Here is a 19,236-nt window from a genome sequence, read left to right as displayed (position 1 = left end):
CGTTTCTTTTGTTTTAGTCTGCGTTTTTGAATTCTTTTTCAATTTGTAGTCGTTGAACTTTCATGGTTGCTGTTCGTGGGATATCTTCGTAGTCGCGTAAAATTGGTTGATTGAGGTGAGGGAGATCTTCCACCATTTTCCACCAAGCATCCCAATCCATTTCACGATTTGGCGCTAAAGCAATGATTGGTTGTGGTGAGTTTTCTTTGTCGCGAACAATCACAACTTCGGCAAGGAAGTCTAAATGATCCAGCAAAAGGTCTTCCAAGGCAAGATTGCTTTCAATATTTTTGATCAAGTCCACTTGACGGTCTTTTAAGTAAAGATGTCCCTGATCATCCATCATGCCGTAGTCTCCACTGTCCCACCAAGCGCCATAGACATTGTCAGCAAAACGCTGATCTTCTTTATAATAGGTCAACGCGCGTCCTTTTGAAAGGAAATGGATGTGCCCATCGGTATTGGCTGGCAGCTCGTTGCCCTCTGCATCGGCGATCCGTGCTCTCGTTAAGTCCTCGAGACCCACACCCATATCACGGGCATCGTTGGTAGCGATGCTTTCTAAGGTATGTGCTTTTAGGATCATTGGCCCGCATTCACTTTGACCATAGACTTGCAAAAAGATTGCTTCTTTTGTTGCTGAAGTATTTAAAAAAGTGGCCATTGTTTGGTTGTTGATGGCATCAAAGGTTGAATGGTAATAGCGAATATTGGCGAAAGCATCTGGTTGTTCTTTTGCCACAAAGCTCCATTGGACAAAATTGTTTGGATGAGTTTCCAAAGCGATTGGTGGATATTCTTTTAGCATGCCTACGACATGAGCGCCGTTGGCATTGGCTAATGGCATCATCGGAAAACCCATCGCCATCAAGGATGAGATGCCGATATTGAAGCGGGAGTGCACCGGTGAAATATGGAACGCCACTAAATCAGAGTCTGCCTTGGTGCGATCAATCTTGGTGAAGATCGTTTTTTGCCATTTTGTCCGCCAGCCCATGGAGTTTGCCGAATGACAAATCAATTTTGGAATACCCGTTGTTCCAGAAGTGTGGGTCATATAAGAAATTTGATCCACTGGTAACTCAGTTTGGGCCACTGGTTCCGCGGGTTGTTGCAGCAGATGACGAACAGCAATCTGTTTGTCAGTACTGCTATTTTTCACTTGTGCGACGCGGCCTTCGGTTTCTTCATCAAATAAGATGAATGGATCTTCTAAGCGATCCACAAACACTTCGATGGTTTCAGCAGGGAAATGGTAAGAGATCATAGCAGGCACTGCGCCAAGGTAAGAAGCAGCCGTTGCTAATAAATAGGTATCGAATTTTGAAGATTTATAAAGAATGATTTTATCGCCGGCTTGCACGCCTAGTGCAGCAAGTTGGTAAGCACGTTTTAAAATCATTTCATGGCTCGAACGGTAAGTACTACGATAGCCAAGTTCAGGAAATGCTGGCAGCACTTCATCGTGGATGATGGTTGTGTCAGGAAATGCCTCGGCAGCTTCGCGGTAATTGGTGTAAAGATTTAATGGACGATAGTCTAAAATGGTCAAATAGAACACTCCTTTAAAAGTTCGTGAAAAATTTCATTTGATTTCTCCATTTTAGCACAGGAATTTCTCGATACAATAGATTTTCAGTGTTTTTTATATATTTCTAAAAAATCCTTCCCTCAAAGACTTTCGAAGAATGAATGACTGTGATGTGTTATCATTCATTCCTCGTACTAAGCGGAAAAAGCGCATAATCAACGGGTGTATTTTACTATAAAATCTTCGATTGGGAGCCGGAAATCCAGATAGCGTGCTTCTAATTCTGCACGACTCCAATTCCACCAAGCGATTTCTTGTAAAGCAGTGATCGTTTCTGGATCAAAGCGGTATTTGATCACTTTTGCTGGAACCCCGCCGACGATCGCATAAGGCGGCACATCTTTGGTTACGACTGCGTTTGAGGCGATCACGGCACCATCACCGACGGTCAAACCAGATTGGATCACGGCACCGTGGCCGATCCAGACATCATTGCCAATGACGGTCGTTTTTGCTTTGCGTTTTTCTAAGAAGGACTCGTCCTTTGGCGCAAATCCATAGCCTTCGCCATTATAGGCAAAAAGATGCTGACTAGGGCGTTCATAGGGATGATTGGTGGGGCCGATGCGGACCATCGCTGCGATACTGATAAAACGTCCTAATTGACTGTTCTGAATAAAGCAATATTGCCCCGTATAGGTATAATTGCCGATGGAAGAATGATCAATGTGATTGGCTTCGCCAATTTCGACATAGTCTCCTAAAGTTGTGTCTTGAAGCTGCGAGTCTTTGCCAACGATCGGCTGTTCATCTGGAAAATTTGTGATCGATAGGTGCATAGTAATCATCCTCTCTTGCGTATTGCTATCATTTTACCGCACTTTTTTGTACTATTTGACTAATACGCACTAAAGACAAAAGGAGGTCTGCTTTATGGAGACGATTTATCAGTTAGATAAGATGACCGAAACGATAGGTAAGCGAGCAATCAAAAAAGGATACTCGTTAAAAAATCAAGCGGCCCCAGAGGCGCTGTTTGTACGCAGTTCAACGGTTCCTAACGAATTGATCACACCAGAATTAGCTGTGATCGCTCGCTCAGGAACAGGCACCAATACGATCGATTTGGCACGGTGTACTCAAAATGGCACAGTAGTCTTCAATAGTCCAGGTGTCAATGCCAATGCAGTCAAAGAATTGGTGCTCTCCAATTTGTTTCTCAGCGTTCGCCCCTTATTCAAAGCCATCCAGACGGTAGCTGATTTGCAAGAAGAGCTAACGTCAGGTCAAATTGAAGCAGAAGATGTGTTGAAGGTAGCTGAAGAACGGCGAAAAGAAGTGATCGGCGAAGAATTAGCTGGAAAAACCATCGGTATTTTAGGCTTAGGAGAGATCGGTGAACGGGTGGCAAAAGCCTGTCACCAGTTAGGAATGGAAGTCCTCGGCTATGCCCGTACGAAAAAAGCGGCCCACGATTACGAACAAGTTAGTGACTTGCACGTGCTGTTGGCCGAATCAGATTTTGTGGTGGTTTTGCTTCCTTTGAGTCAAGAGACCCACGGCTTGCTGAATCGACAAACGATTCAGCAGATGAAAAAAAATGCAGTGTTGATGAATTTTGGGCGCGGGGAGATCGTGGAAGAAGCAGCCGTCTTAGAAGCACTAGCCAAAAATCAGCTCAAACAATACATCACCGACTTTCCTAGTGCCGGCTTGATCGGACAACCGAAAGTGTTGTGTTATCCGCATATCGGCGGCAGTACTACCAATGCCTTGGAAAAGGGGGATCACGTAGTTTTTGATCGCATGCATGCCTATTTGCGCGCTGGGACGATTCAAGAATCGGTCAATTTTCCTCATGCAGAGTTGCCTTTTTTGGCACCGTATCGCTTGGCGCTGTTTTATCACGACAAGCCTGGTGCTTTTGCCCCGCTATTGCGGATCATTTCTGAAGCAGGCGTAGATATCGATAATTTGGCGAGTGAGAGAAAAGCCGGAGTCGCCTATACCTTGATTGATCTTGATGAGACAAATGAAATACTGTTGCAAGATCTACAAAAGCAGATACAGCAAGAAACAGCGATCATCCGTGCCCGCTTGATCAAAAATTCGCGAACCAGTGAATAGTTGCCACCAACAATGTTTCTTGTTATGATGAAAAAAAAGTAAAGGAAGTTCATCATGACGAATAAGTTTCAAGATAAAAAGAAGGTCGCTTTGCCTCGTTATCAGCAGATTGCCGTGGCGATCGCGGAACGAATCGTTGAAAATCGCTACCAAGTTGGGCAAAAGATCCATGCGCGCTCAACGTTAGCCAGCAATTTCAATGTCTCTCCTGAAACAGCCCGCAAAGCGATCAATGTATTAGTTGATTTAGAAATCATGGATGTCCGTCATGGCAGCGGCGCCTATATCGCTTCAAAGGAAAAAGCACAGGCCTTTGTTGAACAATACCAAGATGTGCAGTCGATCCAAGAAATCAGACAAGACATTTTAGACAGTGTGGAGCGGCAGCAGCAAGAGCTGGATAATTTTTCTGACTTGTTGAACACGTTAGTGCAGCAGACCAAAAAGGTACACCATATGAGTCCGTTTGTGCCCTTTGAACTTCAGTTGACGGTACAAGCGCAGCATTTGGAAAAAAGTATCAATGAATTGAATATTTGGCAAGCCACAGGGGCGACGATCATCGCAATCCAAACAACCGAAGAATTGTTGTTGTCACCAGGACCTTATGCGAAATTCAGTGCAGGCAATACGATTTATTTTGTCGGAAATGAACTGGCGTTGCAGCGCATGACCAATTTCTTCTATCCAACGGACCATTCAGCGTAATTCTTTTTCCTGATTCCCATGCTTTTTTTGCAAAAGAAAAAGCATTGGGAAATTTTTTTTGACAAAGTGACCACATCTTGTTAAGATAGTATGGTCACTTTCGTGAAATTTTTCAGAAAAAGGAGTATTAATCATTTGAGTAAAGTTAAAGTGGAACACTTAACCAAAATCTTCGGTAAGAAAAAGCAGCAAGCTCTTGCCATGGTCAAAGAACAACGCAGCAAAAACGAGATTTTAGAAAAAACAGGTGCCACCGTCGGGGTCTATGATGTGAACTTTGAAGTCAACGAAGGCGAGATTTTCGTCATCATGGGCCTTTCTGGAAGCGGGAAGTCAACATTGATTCGACTATTGAATCGATTGATCGAGCCGTCTGGCGGAGATATTTACATAGATGGCGTAGATGTTGCCAAAATGAGTAAAGAAGAACTGCGAGAAGTTCGTCGTCACAAAATCAACATGGTTTTCCAAAGCTTTGGCCTTTTCCCTCATCGGACGATTTTAGAGAACACCGAATATGGACTAGAAGTCCGTGGGGTCTCGAAAGAAGAACGAACAGCGAAAGCGGAAAAAGCGTTAGAAAACTCAGGATTGCTTTCTTTTAAAGACCAATATCCTGACCAGCTGTCTGGAGGGATGCAACAGCGTGTGGGACTTGCCCGTGCGTTAGCCAATGATCCAGAGATCCTCTTGATGGACGAAGCCTTTTCAGCACTCGATCCGCTGATTCGCCGTGAAATGCAAGATGAACTTTTAGAACTACAAGCCAATGTTCAAAAAACGATCATCTTTATCACCCATGATTTGAACGAGGCCTTGCGGATCGGTGACCGGATCGCTTTAATGAAAGATGGTCAGATCATGCAGATCGGTACAGGAGAAGATATTTTGACGAATCCTGCCAACCAATACGTGCGTGATTTCGTGGAAGATGTCGATCGTTCCAAAGTCTTGACTGCGCAAAACATCATGGTTCCAGCATTGACGACGAACATCGAGATCGATGGACCAAGCGTAGCATTGAACCGGATGCGGAAAGAAGAAGTCAGCATGCTGTTAGCCGTCGACAAACGTCGTCACCTAAAAGGAAGCTTGACAGCCGAGTCTGCTCGTGAGGCGCGGAAAAACAATCTGACCTTGAAGGAAGTTATTGATAAAAATGTTAAAAAGATTGATAAAGATATGCTGGTAACGGATATCTTCAATTTGATCTATGATTCGCCTACACCTTTAGCCGTGGTAGAAAACGATCGTTTGATCGGAGTCGTGATCCGCGGAAGCGTGATTGAAGCGTTGGCTGAGACCGATTCAGCCGCTCTAGCAGAGGAAGGGGTAGTGACAAATGGATAATTTCTTACAACATACGATTCCGGTGGCTGATTGGGTCGAAAACTTTACTGATTGGCTAACAGGAACTTTCAGTGGATTGTTTTCAGCCTTACAGTCTTTCGGACAATTTATCATGGACGCTATTACAAATGTATTATTGTTTGTACCACCGTTGTTAATGATCGTCTTATTGACGGCTGCTGCCTTTTTCGTTTCACGCAAAAAATTCGGCTTGCCAGCCTTTACTTTTGTTGGGTTGCTGTTCATCTATAACCAAGGGTTATGGACAGACTTGATGAACACCGTGACGTTGGTCTTGTTGTCAAGTTTGGTTTCGATCATCATTGGGATTCCACTAGGGATCTTAATGGCGAAAAGCGAAAAAGCGCAAAGCATCGTGACGCCAATCTTAGACTTTATGCAAACGATGCCTGGTTTCGTTTATTTGATTCCTGCGGTTGCTTTCTTTGGGATCGGCATGGTTCCTGGGGTCTTTGCCTCAGTGATCTTTGCTCTACCACCAACCGTTCGGATGACGAACTTAGGGATTCGCCAAATTTCTCGTGAATTGGTAGAAGCCTCTGATTCCTTCGGTGGGACTGGCTGGCAAAAACTGATCAAATTAGAATTGCCACTAGCCAAAAGCACTATTTTGGCTGGGGTCAACCAAACCACGATGCTGGCATTATCAATGGTCGTGATCGCGTCAATGATCGGTGCTCCTGGGTTAGGGCGCGGCGTCTTGTCCGCCTTGCAACGAGCACAAGTCGGTAACGGATTTGTCAGTGGGGTATCCTTAGTTATTTTGGCGATCATCATGGATCGCTTTACCCAGAATTTGAATCGTTCGGCACATCAAAAAGCAGCCAGCAAGACAAGTCGCAAACAAAAACGTCTTTTTGGCGGGATTGCTGCAGCGGCAGTCGTTGCTTTGATTGGCGCATCGTTTGCCTTTGGAAATGTTTCTGACAGCAAAGGCACGGTGAACTTGGCGTATGTCGAATGGGATACGGAAGTCGCATCTACCCATGTGGTGGCAGAAGTCTTGTCGCAAATGGGCTACGAAGTCAACACGACGCCTTTGGATAATGCCATCATGTGGGAATCGGTGGCAAAAGGGGAAGTTGACGGGATGGTTGCTGCTTGGCTGCCATCTACGCATCAATCCCAGTATGAACAGTACCAAGACCAAGTCGAGAACTTAGGTCCTAACTTAGAAGGAGCAAAACTGGGGATCGTTGTACCAAGTTATATGGATGTAGATTCCATCGCAGACCTTTCTGACGAAGCTGGAAAAACCATCACTGGTATCGAACCAGGCGCTGGTGTCGTAAATGCAGCGGAAAATACGGTTGCAACGTATGACAACCTTTCCGATTGGAATGTCGCTACCTCTTCTTCAGGAGCGATGACAGTGGCATTAGGCCAAGCCATCAAGAACCAAGATGAGATCGTTATTACTGGCTGGTCTCCACATTGGATGTTTGCGAAATATGATCTGAAATATCTGGATGATCCAGAAGGAACAATGGGTGAAGCAGAAAGCATCAACACTGTTGTACGCCAAGGATTAGCAGATGACATGCCAGAAGTTTACGAAGTACTTGATCGTTTCAACTGGACACAAGAAGATATGGAAGAAGTCATGTTAGCAATCAATGACGGAACGTCAGCCGAAGATGCAGCCAAAGATTGGGTAGCCAATCACCCAGAAGAAGTTGCTGCATGGACGAACTAATGTCTAAAAAAAGAACGACCGTAGATTGAAGCGGTCGTTCTTTTTGTTGTTTAAAATACTTAGGTTCATAACGAAAGACGAGGGGATGATTTTTGCAAAAGACGGAGCTTTTGTGCAGGTTAAGCAAAACGATGAAAAATCGGCTGCATCTGTTCAAACGTACAGAGTTCAGTAAATCCTAATGATCGTAAAAGTTCTTGTCCCTCTTTGATTTGAAACCCGAGCTGCTCTGGTTTATGACTGTCGCTGCCGATGGTTAGCACGCTTCCCCCCAAGTCACGATAAAGCTTGAGGATCTCGATCGATGGCGTATACCCATTGATTCCGTAACGGTGGGAAGAGGTATTCAGTTCAATGCCTTTGCCATCTTTGATCACGACTTTCAAGATCTCTGCGATTTGTTCTTTCGTTTGTTCAAAAGCATCCTTCTCTTTATCTAAATAACGACGAATCAAATCCATATGAGCTAAGACGGAATACTCTTTATATGTCGTGACCAGCTGATACATTTCATCATAATAGCGCTCGTAGCATTCCTGTTGGCTGCGTCCTTTTTGAAATTCTCCAGTCCAAAATTCTTGATCGTCTACCTGATGAACGGAAAGTAAAATGAAGTCAAAGGGATGCGAATGATAAAGACGGGTAAATTGTGGGATCGTGTGCATTTGCATCCCAAATTCCAGCCCAGTTTTTAGCTTGATTTGGTCACTGTATGTTTCCTTTAAGCGTGCCAGTTCGGTAAAATACAAGTCGTAGTAGACATTTTTTACGACTTTATTGGCTCCGACGAGGTACGCATCCGTCGCTTGCCAGTCTTCTTTGACCCCATAATCCACATGATCGGTAAAGCAGATTTCTGCTAAGCCTAGGTTAATGGCGTCTTTGACTACATCTTCCATCAAATACCAAGAATCATCGCTGTAATCACTATGAACGTGATAGTCTGTAAAAATCATGGCGTCTCCTTTTGTTTCGTTATTTTTGCTGCTTCTGCCAGTCTGCTCGTTTTTGATAATAAAGCTGGGCGGCCGTTTCCCAATGCTCTTTGTCAGTCGGCTGAATCTCACGGATCAGACGGGCTGGATTGCCGCCGACGATCGTATTCGGCGGCACATCTTTTGTGACGACGGAACCAGCAGCGACGATGGCATGTTTGCCGATCGTGACACCTGGTAAAATCGTACTATTGCCTCCGATCCAAACGTAATCTTCGACGGTGATCGGTAGGCCAAATTCCAAATCTTGACTGCGGACCACAGAATCGATCGGATGGCCGGCTGTATAGAAGCTGACCCGTGGTCCCACCATCACATGATCACCAATCAGAATCTTATTGACATCTAAAAAAATGCAATCCATATTGGCATAAAAGTGATCACCAATCTCAACATGGCGACCATAGTCGACAAAAAGGGGTGGTTGGATAAAGCAATGCTGCCCAAATTTGCCAAAGAGTGCTTTTTCTTTGGCGATGATTCCTTCTCGGTCATCGACTGGTAAAAGGTTGATTTCCTGGGCCCGTTTTTTCCCCTCCACTGAGCCATTCTCAGGGAGAATACCGGCAGCTTGATACAGTTGACCAGCCAACATCGCTTGATAATCAAAATCTTCTTTCATTGCAAAATCCTTTCTAAGACGGTAAATCGTCGGTGGTTAATTCAATCAAATTGCCTTCGGGGTCTTGGACAACTGCTTCATAATAGCCATCGCCTGTCGTACGAGGACCATTTAAAAGAGGGTAGCCATCTTCAGCAAACCGTTGAGCGTATCGATCAACGTCAGCTTGATCACCTACTGCAATCGCAAGGTGAGTGTAGCCTAAGCTCTCACTGACACGAGGGCTTAAAAATTTCTTGGTCGTTAATTCTAAACGACTTCCAGAATCAAAGGTCAAAAAATAGGACTGAAAGCCTGTTTTCGGATTATGGTATTTTGGGTTGCTGACCGCCTGAAAGTAGGTTTCATAAAATGTCCTCATTTTTTCCAAATCATTGACATATAGTGCGATGTGTTCAATTTTCATTATCGACAACTCCTTTAATAAGCAATATAGATCGTTTTTTTTTTTGAACTTAGTAAACTTTGTTTAATAAGTTGCTTCTATTATACCTTTGTTAACAAAATTAATAAAGGTATATTCCCAGCTTTTTATCTGTTAAAATAGGAGCGTTGAGGGGGAGAAAAATGAAAGCTTATCAGCCAACGACCATTAAATTACATAATCAGGCAGTATTGCTGGATTTGCTAAAACAGCAGCAAGCGCCTATGACCAAGCGCCAACTGGCAGATGCCTCTCAATTAAGCGTGGTAACGATCAACAAGCTGCTTCCTGAATTGATTGAAAAGCAGTTGCTTTTGACGACGGATCAACCGCAACGAACGGGAGGACGTCAAGCTGCGGCTTACCAGTACAATGCGCAACGGACACTGTTGTTGATCATTCAGTTTATCGAAGAAGACCAGCAGATCGTGATTCGTTTTTCAGTCGTCGATCTCGTCGGGAACATTTTGCATCATGAGCAGTCAGCAGAGGGCCGATTGCCGCAGTTCTTGCAAGTGATTCGTCAGATAAAACAGGAATACCCGAAAATCAGCTTGGCAGTCGTGGGAATTCCTGGTGTGGAAATTGCTGGAAGACTGAAGATCATGGATGCTCCAGCATTTAAGGACATGGCGCTAGGGGAATTGATTGAAAAGGAGATCGCTGTAAAAACGCTTATTGAGAATGACGTGAATGCTGCGGTATTTCATTTCAAAGAAGAGAAAAAAATCGTGGCTGGCATTTATTTTCCGAAAAATTATCCGCCAGGTGCGGGACTGGTCATCGACCAACAGCTCTTTAAAGGAGCCAACCATTTAAGTGGCGAAATCAAGCATTTGCCGCATCTCTACACGGCTTCTTACCCTTTGGCAACAGAGGCGATCCCAGAACAAGTGACTGCCACTCTTCAAGCGATCGTGGCAGTGACGGACCCGCATCAAGTCATTTTGTTTTTGCCCTCTGAATGGCAGGCGCTCGTGTCGCGCTCCTTTTTGGAAAAGCAGCTGGCAGCAGTGTTTCAATATGGCGTCTTGCCAAAATTACACTTTTCCGATCAGTTTTCAGAAAATTATTTGGATGGGTTGATCACGATGGGAATCGAAGCAGCTGGCTTAGGGCTTTGATTCCCAGCATTCAACTGGTACTGAGGACAAAAACTGCCGCTGCTTCCTTTATTCAGAAGTAGCAGCAGTTTTTTTGAAAATACGAGAACTCACAGCTTGGCGAGTTTCTGTGCTTTTTCGGTATTCGCAAAATGCAGTTTGGCATATTGGCCTAATAGTGCTATGCCACCTTGCTGCAGTAATTTTGCTGCAACTTGATCAGCAGCTGCGTGGGCGCCAGAAGGCAAGCGCAAACCGACTTCTTTAGAGGCTGCATCTAATTCATCCAAAAAGACTGTACGACATAAAATAGAGGCTGCCGCTACTGCTAAATGATATTGTTCACCTTTCGTCGCAAAATAGAGCTTTTCAGTGACCGCTACTTGTTCCGACTTTAAATAGGTGCGATAATTTTTTTCGCTCGTGAACTGATCGATCAAAATGGCATCTGGTGTCTCAGGAGCAATCTTTTGCAAAAGCAAACGAATGGCTTGATTATGCAAAGCAACTTTCATTCGGACTGTGTTGTATTTTGGTTGGATCTCGTTGTATTTGCTGGGCGTGACGGTGAGCAATTGGTAAGGAACCAATTCTTTGATTTTCGGCGCCATCTTACGGATCTCTGGATCTGTCAGCATTTTTGAATCCTTGACACCTAAGGCTTTCAGCTGTGGCAATTGCTCTTTTTTGGCATAGACGGCACAGACCACCAAAGGACCGAAATAACTGCCGTTGCCGACCTCGTCACTGCCGACGACGCTTTTTTCGCTAAATCCTGCTGGCAACGCAGTGGTTGAAACAGTCGCTTTTTTCTTATCCGGTACAGCACTTGCCGTATCGCCCCATAAGGAAGCTTCTTTTTCAGCAGTCGCTCCTTGAAACATGACTTTTCCAGACGTATAAGCAGTGATCGTCGTTGGCCCTTTTTTGGCGACAAACGCTGTATAAGGAACTTTCTTAGCCAGCAGTTCTCGTTGGTAAAATTGCTGCATCTTTTTGATAGTTGAAGTTGGTACTTTGATAACGATCGTACTCATTTGATTCCTCCTGTTTTTTTGTCTTTTCTTAGGTAGACAAAAGGATACTTTAAGATTTTACCATACTTCTTATTCTTTTTTACTAAGACGATCAGCAAACAAACGATTGGCATGGAAATTCATAAGAAAATCACGTATAATAGTTAAGAGTTTGCGACACATGTTCAATAAGTGATAGAATAGAGCAGAATGTAAGCAATGGGAGGAAATATTCCTATGACGGAGCAAAAGAAACGCTATAAAGCAGTTATCGCGAATCAAAGTTACACGATTATTGGACGCGAAAGCAAAGAACACATGGATATGGTGACAAGATTGGTCAATGACCAACTGCTTGAGATCATGCAATTATCGCCACAAACCGATCAAGAACAAGCGTCGATCTTATTAGCGATCAACGCTGTTTCCGACCAGCTGAAAAAACAAGAACAGCTTTTGGTCCTACAAAAAAAAGTGGACGAGTTGCGGGGACAAGCCATTAAAGCAACGGAGCTTGAGAATCGCATCAAGCGGATCGAAGCAATCGAATCCGAAGCACGGAAAGTTCTCGATGAGACAGGTCGCAGTGATGTGGAGATCCATAATCATGTGGAAGCACAACAGATCTTAAATGAACAAAGGAAACGAAAAATTCAAGAAAAGACAGCCCATGGGTAGTGCGGCGTAGAAAGGATTCCTAAATGATTGGATTATTTGTCTTGGTTTTGTTGTTGGCAGCCTTTTACGGCGGCGCGCGGCGCGGAACCAGTTTACAATTGGTCTCAGTTTTGGGCTATTTGATCTCTTTTTTCTTTGCAGTTGCGAATTACCAAGAAATTGCGAAAAAAATTGAGCTCTATGTTCCTTATATGTCAGTAACGGCGGATTCAAAGTTAAAATACTACGATATGGAACTGGCTTTAGATTTAGACAAAGCCTATTATGCGGCTATCGCTTTTGTGATGGTACTCTTTGCTGGTTGGCTGATCACAAAACTATTAGTGATTTTTGCAGACAGTTTGCGTTACAAACGCCTACGTTTTTTAGGTGGCTATGACTGGGCAGTTGCGGGTGTTTTGAATGTCATCTTGATGTATATCAATTTATATATGTTTTTTATGATTCTCTCAATGATCCCGTTTGCCACGATTCAAAATCTGTTTGAAACGAGCGGAACTGCGAATTTCATCGTTGATCGGTCACCGATTCTCTCAGATTATTTCTATCGATTGTGGATCACAGATGTGATTGGGTAAAAAGCAGGCAGATGGTTGCAGAGCCATTCTGCCTTTTTCTTAGGAACAAAAAGTTAAAACAAAGCAGGTGAGAAAAGAATGAATACTAAGATCCTTGATGTTTTAGGATTTGAACAAGTAAAGAGTCAAATCGGTCAGTATATCGTAACAGCCCAAGGAAAAGAAGCCTTAGCAAAGCTTGTGCCATCAAGTGATGCGCAAGTCATTTCCTCTTGGCTAGCAGAAACAGAAGACGCGATCAAGATCCAGCGTTTAAGAGGCGGAATCCCTGTACCAAAAATTGAGAATATTCGTCCCCAAATGAAACGGATCGAAATCGGCGCAGATTTAAACGGCGTTGAATTGGCACAAGTTGCCCGCGTCTTATCAACTACGCAGGAATTGAAACGCTTTTTTGCTGATTTGTCTGAAAGTGAGATTGAATTTTCCCGCTTGTATCACTGGGAAGAACAGTTGGTTTCTTTACCAACCTTGAATCGTCGCTTGAAAGAAGCTATCGATGAGGATGGCCGAGTCACAGACGATGCCTCTCCAGCACTTCGGGGAATTCGTCAATCGATCCGACGAGCAGAACGGACGATCCGTGAGACATTGGATGGCATCGTCCGAGGTGGCAATGCAAAGTATCTAAGTGATACGATCGTAACCATGCGAAATGAGCGTTATGTGATTCCAGTCAAACAAGAATACCGAGGTGTTTTCGGCGGCGTGGTTCACGACCAAAGTTCATCTGGTCAAACCTTGTTTATCGAACCGAAACAAGTAGTGGAACAAAATAACCGCTTGCGTCAGCATCAAATTGCGGAACGGGACGAAATCACTCGTATTTTGGCGGAATTATCAGCAGAGTTAGCTCCGTACCAAAGAGAGATCCTCCATAATGCATATGTGATCGGAATCATGGATTTCATGAATGCCAAGGCTCGTTTTGGGAAAGAGATGAAGGCAATCGTACCAGCGATCAATCAAGATAACCATGTCTTTTTTAAACAAGCACGTCATCCATTGATCGATCAAGAAAAAGTCGTTCCTAACGATATTACGATTGGAAAAGACTATCAAGCTGTTGTCATTACTGGGCCGAATACCGGCGGGAAAACCATCACCTTAAAAACATTAGGGCTATTGCAGATCATGGGCCAAGCCGGCTTACCAATCTTGGCAGAAGAAGAAAGCCAAATGGGGATCTTCAATGAAATTTTTGCGGACATTGGTGATGAACAATCCATTGAGCAAAGTCTATCGACCTTTTCTTCACATATGACAACGATCGTTGATGTGTTGAAAAAAGTCGACGAAACAAGTCTGGTGCTTTTTGATGAACTAGGTGCTGGGACCGATCCCCAAGAAGGGGCAGCACTAGCAATTGCGATTTTGGACGAACTTGGGGCTAAGTCGGCTTATGTCATGGCGACGACCCATTATCCAGAATTGAAAGTTTATGGCTATAACCGATCCAATACGATCAACGCCTCTATGGAGTTTGATGTCGATACCTTAAGTCCGACCTATCGCTTGTTGATCGGGGTTCCGGGACGAAGCAATGCGTTTGAGATTTCGAAAAGACTTGGCTTGCCAGAGACGATCATTGATCAAGCCAAAGAGATCATGGACGGAGAAAGCCAAGACCTGAATGAAATGATCGCTGATTTAGAAAATCGAAGAAAAATGACGGAAACCGAGTATCTGGAAGTTCGTCATCATGTAAAAGAAGCAGCCCGCTTGCACCAAGAATTGGAAGCAGCTTATAGTTATTTCTTTGAAGAACGCGAAAAAGAATTGGCAAAAGCCCGTCAAAAAGCCAATCAAATCGTAGAAGAAGCCAAAGAGGAATCTGAAAAAATCATTGCCGATATTCGTAAAATGCAGTTAGCTGGCGGTCAAACGAAGGTCAAAGAACACGAACTGATCGATGCGCGCACCAAGCTATCAGGACTGCAGCAAGAAGAACATCTGCAAAAAAACAAAGTTCTGCAAAAAGCCAAAGCAGCCAAGACGCTGAAAGAAGGAGACGAGGTACTCGTAACTTCTTATGGGCAGCGCGGGGTACTGTTGAAAAAAGCCGGCAAAAATCAGTGGCAAGTCCAAATTGGCATTCTGAAAATGAATTTGCCAGAAACAGATTTACAACCGGCAGCACCGGTGAAGGAACCAACACAACGCATCGTCAATACGATTCGTTCTGCTGACAGCAGTCCAGTGGTCAACCAGTTGGATTTACGCGGCAAGCGGTACGAAGAAGCCCTCAATGAAGTGGATCAGTATTTGGATGCAGCAATTTTGGCAGGCTATCCGCAGGTGACGATCGTTCACGGTAAAGGAACTGGCGCATTGCGTCAAGGGATCACTGACTACCTAAAAAATCATCGCTCGGTGAAAAGTTTTGAATTTGCGCCAGCAAACCAAGGGGGCAATGGAGCGACCATTGTGAAGTTTAACTAAACGTTAAGAACCCTTACCTTTTGTAAGCAGACGATTTTAAAAAACTTACGATACGTGGTATACTTTTTTTAGTTTTAAAAATGGAGGGGAAGTACGATGGCAAAAGAAATAACCGATAAAACTTTTTCAGAAGAAACCGATAAAGGCTTAGTCCTTATTGATTTTTGGGCAACTTGGTGTGGCCCTTGTCGTATGCAAGCGCCGATCTTGGAACAATTAGCGAATGAATATGAGGAAGACGAATTGAAGATCGTGAAAATGGATGTGGATGAAAATCCTGAAACACCTGCTTCATTCGGGATCATGTCTATTCCTACTTTGTTGTTGAAAAAAGACGGTCAAGTCGTTGATAAAGCAATTGGGGTGCATACAAAAGATCAATTGAAAGCTTTAGTTGCGGAACATATGTAATAGAATAAGTGTTTTTGAAGCAATAGCCGAAAGAGGCTATTGCTTTTTTGTTTTTGGGAGGTTTTTTTTAGATATTTCTTTCGGCAGTGGTATACTTAAAGTGGGGAGTGGCACTAAAAAATATCTCGTTTATATAGTAAGAAAGTGATACCAAAATAGGATTGAAGGGGGAATAAAAATGAAAAAGTTGAAACGCGGGTTGTTTCAAGGCGTTGCGATTGTTGGGGTACTGGTTGCACCCACCGTAGGAACGATCACACAAGTCTATGCAGCAAATGAAGGGGATTCGACAACAGCTTCTTTCGCTGCGCAAGAGACGACGTCAGAAAGTTTCTCAGAAGAAAGCACAGCATCATCTCAAGAGGCCAGCACTGAGAGTATAGAGTCAAGTACGGCAACAGAGTCCTCATCAACGTCTACCTCTTCATCAGAAACAACGTCAAGTACTGGCACGGCTACGACTGAGACCAGTCAGACCGAGATCACCCAAGATTCATCTACTCAATCGACGGAAGAAACTTCGGAAGAACCAGACTTAGGGATCATTGATGTTGAATCAATTGCAGATAAAAACCAATATGTAAAAATCAATCCGGTTGCAGCAGCCAATCCTGAAACGCAAAACATCCTTTACCGTTTTGAGAAGGATCAATTGATCGAACAAGGAACGATCGATGAATTAGCTGGCAAGGTATACCGTAGTGTCAAACGGTATCAAGATACCGATAAGCAGACCTATCTTGAAATTCGCGACGATCAAAAGGTTATCGGTGTCGTAGCAGAAGCAGCAGTGAAAGTTGCCGGCGGAACCTTCAAAACCGAGAAGAAATATGCAACCATCACAAGTGCGAAAGAACCGCTTTGGCAAGATGTGTTTTTAGATAAAAAAACGAGCACCTCTTCAAGCATTAATGGTCAAACCTTTGAAATCAAAGAAGTATTCACGACGAATAATAACGTAGTCTATTACGCATTGTATTCAAATAAAAATGTTCTCATCGGTTGGATAAAAGCCGCCGGTGTTAAGTTAGCGACAACTCCTGGTGGTGCATGGCAGTCTGAATCAAAATATGCCACGATCATCAGCGGGAATTATACGCTATGGCAAAATTTTAATTGGACAGCGAAGAAAGGAACGACAGCCGCTTTAAATGGCAAAACAGTCAAAGTTACTGGTAAATATCGTCACTTGAATGGGTCGACGTACTATTCCCTTTATACAAATAACAATAAATGGCTAGGCTATATCAATGCCTCGGGTGTTAAGTTAACGACGGATGCACAAGGTGCCTATCAATCCTACGGAAAATATGTGACATTGACCAAGAAAAATTACACGATTTGGGGCAATTTTCGCTGGTCGAGTAAGAAAAATACTACAACGAAATTAGCGGGAAAAACCTATCTTGCAAAAGGAAGATATAACCATGTCAATGGCGGTGTCTACTTGTCCCTTTATGATGCTAACGGAAAATGGATCGGCTACTTAAATGCCGATGCAGCAACGGTTGCCAACAATCAAGGCGGTACTTGGCAAAGTGAAAAACGCACAGTCCGCCTAAAAAGTAAGAATTATACCTTATGGCAAGATTTAGCTTTTGCGAAGAAAAAAGGCAGCAGCGCTGATTATATGAACAAGAATATTCAAGTTACTGGGAAATATCAACATTTCAACGGCTCCACCTACTATTCACTTTATCTCAATAACAAGTGGCTGGGTTACATCAATGCAAGTGGGGTGACTAATGCCCATACGATCACCTCTCAAAGCAACATTAGCCGCTACGTGGTCGTCAAGAATGGGGATGGCAATTTCTTTGAAAAAGCTGATCCAAATAGTACGAAACTTGGGAAAAAGAGTGCCTACAAAGGGTATATGGCACAAGCGACCAAACTAGCAAAAACGAGTGATGGCAACTACCTGTATCTCGTTTCGCCAGCCGGTCGAATCGGTTGGGTCAAGGAAAATCAAACCACAAATGTAAATAGTAACTTTTGGATGTATACTACTGGAGGAAAATATCCTTCATTAAACGTTCAAAACTTAAATATTGAAGTATCCATCAGCAAACAGCGGGTTTATATCAAATCAGGGAATAAAGTGATTTATACGATGCTTTGCTCGACCGGTGCCTTCAATACACCAACACCTTTAGGGAATTTTCGCATCCAAGCAGAAAAAGGCTTAGCTTTTTCAGGAGCCGCCTACTACCGTTCCTTTAAAGACCATGGGGTCTATTTATTCCATACGATCCCAACGAGTATCGCTTGGTCCACCAATGCTTTTAGTTCCGTTGAAGGACGAAAATTAGGCACTCGGGCTTCTCATGGCTGTATTCGATTAGCAGTGCCGGATGCCAAATGGTTTTACTATAACATGCCTTATAATACGCCTGTCAAAATTGCTAATTAATGATCAAAAGTCGTTTCCGTCAACGGAGACGGCTTTTATTTTCCCAAAAAAAAGATTGACGCTGGCTATATCATTCGATAATATATCATTAAGTGATATAGTTAGTGGGATGGAGGAATCAAATGGATGAGGCATTGACAGATTCAACCTATTTGATTTTATTAGCGCTTTTAAAGCCAAAACATGGGTATGTCATTATGAAACAAATCCATGAGCTAAGCCAAGGAACATTTGAGATTGGCCCCGCGACGATGTATACGATTTTGAAAAAGCTGACGAAAAAGGGGTGGATCGATTTAGAAGAAAGCGTCGATCGAAAAAAAATCTATCAGATTACACCAGAAGGAAGACAGGTTCTGGAGAAAGATATTCAGCGACGCAAACTATTTTATCAAATCGGAGAACAGGTCTTCGAAGCGTTAGGAGGGGAACAAGATGGGCATCAATAAGAAATATCTTCTTTCTCTTGGAGTCGCCTATTATCCGGAAAAGGAAATGGTTCGTTTACAAAAACAAGCGTCAATGGGCTGGCATTTTGTGAAGATGAATCGGTTAGGGTTTTTGAAGTTTATCAAAGGAAAATCGGAAACGACCAAATATGCAGTGGACTTTTTCGAAGGAGATCCTTCTGAGATCGTTGATTACCTAGCGATGTATCAAGCTGGGGGCTGGACCTATATCAGCAATTATAAAGATCGGTATTTTTATTTTAAAGCATCTCCGGATACACCAGCGATTTTCAGCGATCAAGAAAGCTATCAAGAACGAATCGATAATGAGACGCGCTATTTGATGAAAAAATCGATTCTGTTTTCAGTGGTCAGTTTAGCAATTTTAGCAGTAATTTATTTTTCCATTCGTTATTTCAATATTCGTACAAATCCCTTTTGGTCCTTTGGGCTAGGATTGATTACTGGGCTAGTATTTATTCCGATAGGGGTAGGATTGACCACGATTTTGATGAAATTTTTATACAAAAATCGAGCAAGTTATTACAATGAACCAGAGAAACTGGCGAAACGCCAACGGGTGATCCGCGACTCTATCATCTTGATGGTTGCAGGAGCAATCGTTGGTGCCATTATCGGTTTTTTCTTTAGTGACATATTTTATTAGACAGG

The 19,236-nt window shown here is 43.3% G+C and carries 18 protein-coding genes; 12 read left to right on the top strand and 6 right to left on the bottom strand.

What is annotated here, in order from left to right; translation table 11 throughout:
- Positions 1-13 precede the first annotated feature (13 nt).
- Both A5877_RS04945 and A5877_RS04940 read right to left on the bottom strand, forming a co-directional pair.
- A complete protein-coding gene (locus A5877_RS04945) occupies positions 14-1,552 on the bottom strand; it encodes an AMP-binding protein (protein ID WP_086316483.1) in 1,539 nt (512 codons plus the stop codon).
- 194 nt (positions 1,553-1,746) lie between these two features.
- Entirely contained in the window at positions 1,747-2,370 is a 624-nt protein-coding gene (locus tag A5877_RS04940) for a DapH/DapD/GlmU-related protein (RefSeq protein WP_008380829.1), read from the bottom strand.
- A gap of 94 nt (positions 2,371-2,464) precedes the next feature.
- Here A5877_RS04940 and A5877_RS04935 point away from each other — a divergent pair, with 94 nt between their 5' ends.
- The 4 genes from A5877_RS04935 (at position 2,465) to A5877_RS04920 (ending at position 7,433) form a co-directional block, all read left to right on the top strand.
- Entirely contained in the window at positions 2,465-3,658 is a 1,194-nt protein-coding gene (locus tag A5877_RS04935; RefSeq protein ID WP_086316482.1) for an NAD(P)-dependent oxidoreductase, read from the top strand.
- Between the two features lie 54 nt (positions 3,659-3,712).
- Positions 3,713-4,366: a GntR family transcriptional regulator gene (locus tag A5877_RS04930; protein WP_086316481.1), complete on the top strand. Its 654-nt coding sequence runs from the start codon at positions 3,713-3,715 to the stop codon at positions 4,364-4,366.
- 135 nt (positions 4,367-4,501) lie between these two features.
- Positions 4,502-5,716, top strand: coding sequence for a glycine betaine/L-proline ABC transporter ATP-binding protein (locus A5877_RS04925; protein ID WP_042890221.1), 1,215 nt, complete (start codon positions 4,502-4,504; stop codon positions 5,714-5,716).
- The gene (locus tag A5877_RS04920; protein ID WP_005228611.1) at positions 5,709-7,433 is read left to right on the top strand and encodes an ABC transporter permease/substrate binding protein; all 1,725 of its coding nucleotides are present in this window, start codon (positions 5,709-5,711) and stop codon (positions 7,431-7,433) included. The genes A5877_RS04925 and A5877_RS04920 overlap by 8 nt, the downstream gene beginning before the upstream one ends.
- Positions 7,434-7,552: 119 nt before the next feature.
- Here the strand turns inward: A5877_RS04920 and A5877_RS04915 are convergent, their stop codons facing one another.
- From A5877_RS04915 to A5877_RS04905, 3 genes are read right to left on the bottom strand one after another with little or no spacing between them, the layout of a single operon-like run.
- Positions 7,553-8,389: a histidinol-phosphatase HisJ family protein gene (locus tag A5877_RS04915; protein ID WP_086316480.1), complete on the bottom strand. Its 837-nt coding sequence runs from the start codon at positions 8,387-8,389 to the stop codon at positions 7,553-7,555.
- A 19-nt stretch (positions 8,390-8,408) separates the two neighbouring features.
- Positions 8,409-9,050 carry a sugar O-acetyltransferase gene (locus tag A5877_RS04910; protein WP_016612655.1) on the bottom strand — a complete coding sequence of 214 codons (642 nt, stop codon included), beginning with the start codon at positions 9,048-9,050 and terminating at the stop codon, positions 8,409-8,411.
- Positions 9,051-9,063: 13 nt separating this feature from the next.
- A complete protein-coding gene (locus A5877_RS04905) occupies positions 9,064-9,456 on the bottom strand; it encodes a VOC family protein (protein ID WP_086316479.1) in 393 nt (130 codons plus the stop codon).
- A gap of 161 nt (positions 9,457-9,617) precedes the next feature.
- Here A5877_RS04905 and A5877_RS04900 point away from each other — a divergent pair, with 161 nt between their 5' ends.
- A complete protein-coding gene (locus tag A5877_RS04900) occupies positions 9,618-10,598 on the top strand; it encodes an ROK family protein (RefSeq protein ID WP_081116353.1) in 981 nt (326 codons plus the stop codon).
- An 89-nt stretch (positions 10,599-10,687) separates the two neighbouring features.
- On the opposite strand, the gene rnhC is transcribed toward A5877_RS04900, so the two are convergent.
- Entirely contained in the window at positions 10,688-11,614 is a 927-nt protein-coding gene (gene rnhC / locus A5877_RS04895) for a ribonuclease HIII (RefSeq protein WP_086316478.1), read from the bottom strand.
- A 216-nt stretch (positions 11,615-11,830) separates the two neighbouring features.
- Here rnhC and zapA point away from each other — a divergent pair, with 216 nt between their 5' ends.
- The 7 genes from zapA to A5877_RS04860 all read left to right on the top strand — a co-directional run bounded on the left by zapA (position 11,831) and on the right by A5877_RS04860 (position 19,231).
- On the top strand, positions 11,831-12,271 hold the full coding sequence (gene zapA / locus A5877_RS04890; protein WP_005228634.1) for a cell division protein ZapA: 441 nt from the start codon (positions 11,831-11,833) through the stop codon (positions 12,269-12,271).
- A gap of 23 nt (positions 12,272-12,294) precedes the next feature.
- The gene (locus tag A5877_RS04885) at positions 12,295-12,849 is read left to right on the top strand and encodes a CvpA family protein (RefSeq protein ID WP_005234314.1); all 555 of its coding nucleotides are present in this window, start codon (positions 12,295-12,297) and stop codon (positions 12,847-12,849) included.
- A gap of 78 nt (positions 12,850-12,927) precedes the next feature.
- Positions 12,928-15,291, top strand: a complete 2,364-nt coding sequence (locus tag A5877_RS04880) for an endonuclease MutS2 (protein ID WP_016612651.1) — start codon at positions 12,928-12,930, stop codon at positions 15,289-15,291.
- Positions 15,292-15,387: 96 nt separating this feature from the next.
- Positions 15,388-15,702, top strand: coding sequence for a thioredoxin (gene trxA, locus A5877_RS04875; RefSeq protein ID WP_005228645.1), 315 nt, complete (start codon positions 15,388-15,390; stop codon positions 15,700-15,702).
- Positions 15,703-15,880: 178 nt separating this feature from the next.
- Complete coding sequence (locus A5877_RS04870; protein WP_086316477.1) at positions 15,881-18,115, top strand: L,D-transpeptidase; 2,235 nt, start codon at positions 15,881-15,883, stop codon at positions 18,113-18,115.
- A 122-nt stretch (positions 18,116-18,237) separates the two neighbouring features.
- Positions 18,238-18,564, top strand: coding sequence for a PadR family transcriptional regulator (locus A5877_RS04865; protein WP_005234324.1), 327 nt, complete (start codon positions 18,238-18,240; stop codon positions 18,562-18,564).
- The gene (locus tag A5877_RS04860) at positions 18,551-19,231 is read left to right on the top strand and encodes a DUF2812 domain-containing protein (protein ID WP_005234326.1); all 681 of its coding nucleotides are present in this window, start codon (positions 18,551-18,553) and stop codon (positions 19,229-19,231) included. The genes A5877_RS04865 and A5877_RS04860 overlap by 14 nt, the downstream gene beginning before the upstream one ends.
- Positions 19,232-19,236 lie beyond the last annotated feature (5 nt).

This window comes from Enterococcus sp. 3C7_DIV0644 (assembly GCF_002141235.1).
In the GTDB taxonomy this organism is placed as follows: Bacteria; Bacillota; Bacilli; order Lactobacillales; family Enterococcaceae; genus Enterococcus_D; species Enterococcus_D entomosocium.
Note: the sequence above shows the minus strand (reverse complement) of the source record. Positions and strands in the feature narration are given on the sequence as shown.

Coding starts and splice junctions, on each gene's coding strand:
- rnhC (WP_086316478.1), bottom strand. CDS start 11,614: ATGAGTACGATCGTTATCAAAGTACCAACTTCAACTATCAAAAAGATG.
- A5877_RS04885 (WP_005234314.1), top strand. CDS start 12,295: ATGATTGGATTATTTGTCTTGGTTTTGTTGTTGGCAGCCTTTTACGGC.
- trxA (WP_005228645.1), top strand. CDS start 15,388: ATGGCAAAAGAAATAACCGATAAAACTTTTTCAGAAGAAACCGATAAA.
- A5877_RS04860 (WP_005234326.1), top strand. CDS start 18,551: ATGGGCATCAATAAGAAATATCTTCTTTCTCTTGGAGTCGCCTATTAT.
- A5877_RS04910 (WP_016612655.1), bottom strand. CDS start 9,050: ATGAAAGAAGATTTTGATTATCAAGCGATGTTGGCTGGTCAACTGTAT.
- A5877_RS04920 (WP_005228611.1), top strand. CDS start 5,709: ATGGATAATTTCTTACAACATACGATTCCGGTGGCTGATTGGGTCGAA.
- A5877_RS04935 (WP_086316482.1), top strand. CDS start 2,465: ATGGAGACGATTTATCAGTTAGATAAGATGACCGAAACGATAGGTAAG.
- A5877_RS04915 (WP_086316480.1), bottom strand. CDS start 8,389: ATGATTTTTACAGACTATCACGTTCATAGTGATTACAGCGATGATTCT.
- A5877_RS04940 (WP_008380829.1), bottom strand. CDS start 2,370: ATGCACCTATCGATCACAAATTTTCCAGATGAACAGCCGATCGTTGGC.
- A5877_RS04905 (WP_086316479.1), bottom strand. CDS start 9,456: ATGAAAATTGAACACATCGCACTATATGTCAATGATTTGGAAAAAATG.
- A5877_RS04900 (WP_081116353.1), top strand. CDS start 9,618: ATGAAAGCTTATCAGCCAACGACCATTAAATTACATAATCAGGCAGTA.
- A5877_RS04880 (WP_016612651.1), top strand. CDS start 12,928: ATGAATACTAAGATCCTTGATGTTTTAGGATTTGAACAAGTAAAGAGT.
- zapA (WP_005228634.1), top strand. CDS start 11,831: ATGACGGAGCAAAAGAAACGCTATAAAGCAGTTATCGCGAATCAAAGT.
- A5877_RS04870 (WP_086316477.1), top strand. CDS start 15,881: ATGAAAAAGTTGAAACGCGGGTTGTTTCAAGGCGTTGCGATTGTTGGG.
- A5877_RS04930 (WP_086316481.1), top strand. CDS start 3,713: ATGACGAATAAGTTTCAAGATAAAAAGAAGGTCGCTTTGCCTCGTTAT.
- A5877_RS04865 (WP_005234324.1), top strand. CDS start 18,238: ATGGATGAGGCATTGACAGATTCAACCTATTTGATTTTATTAGCGCTT.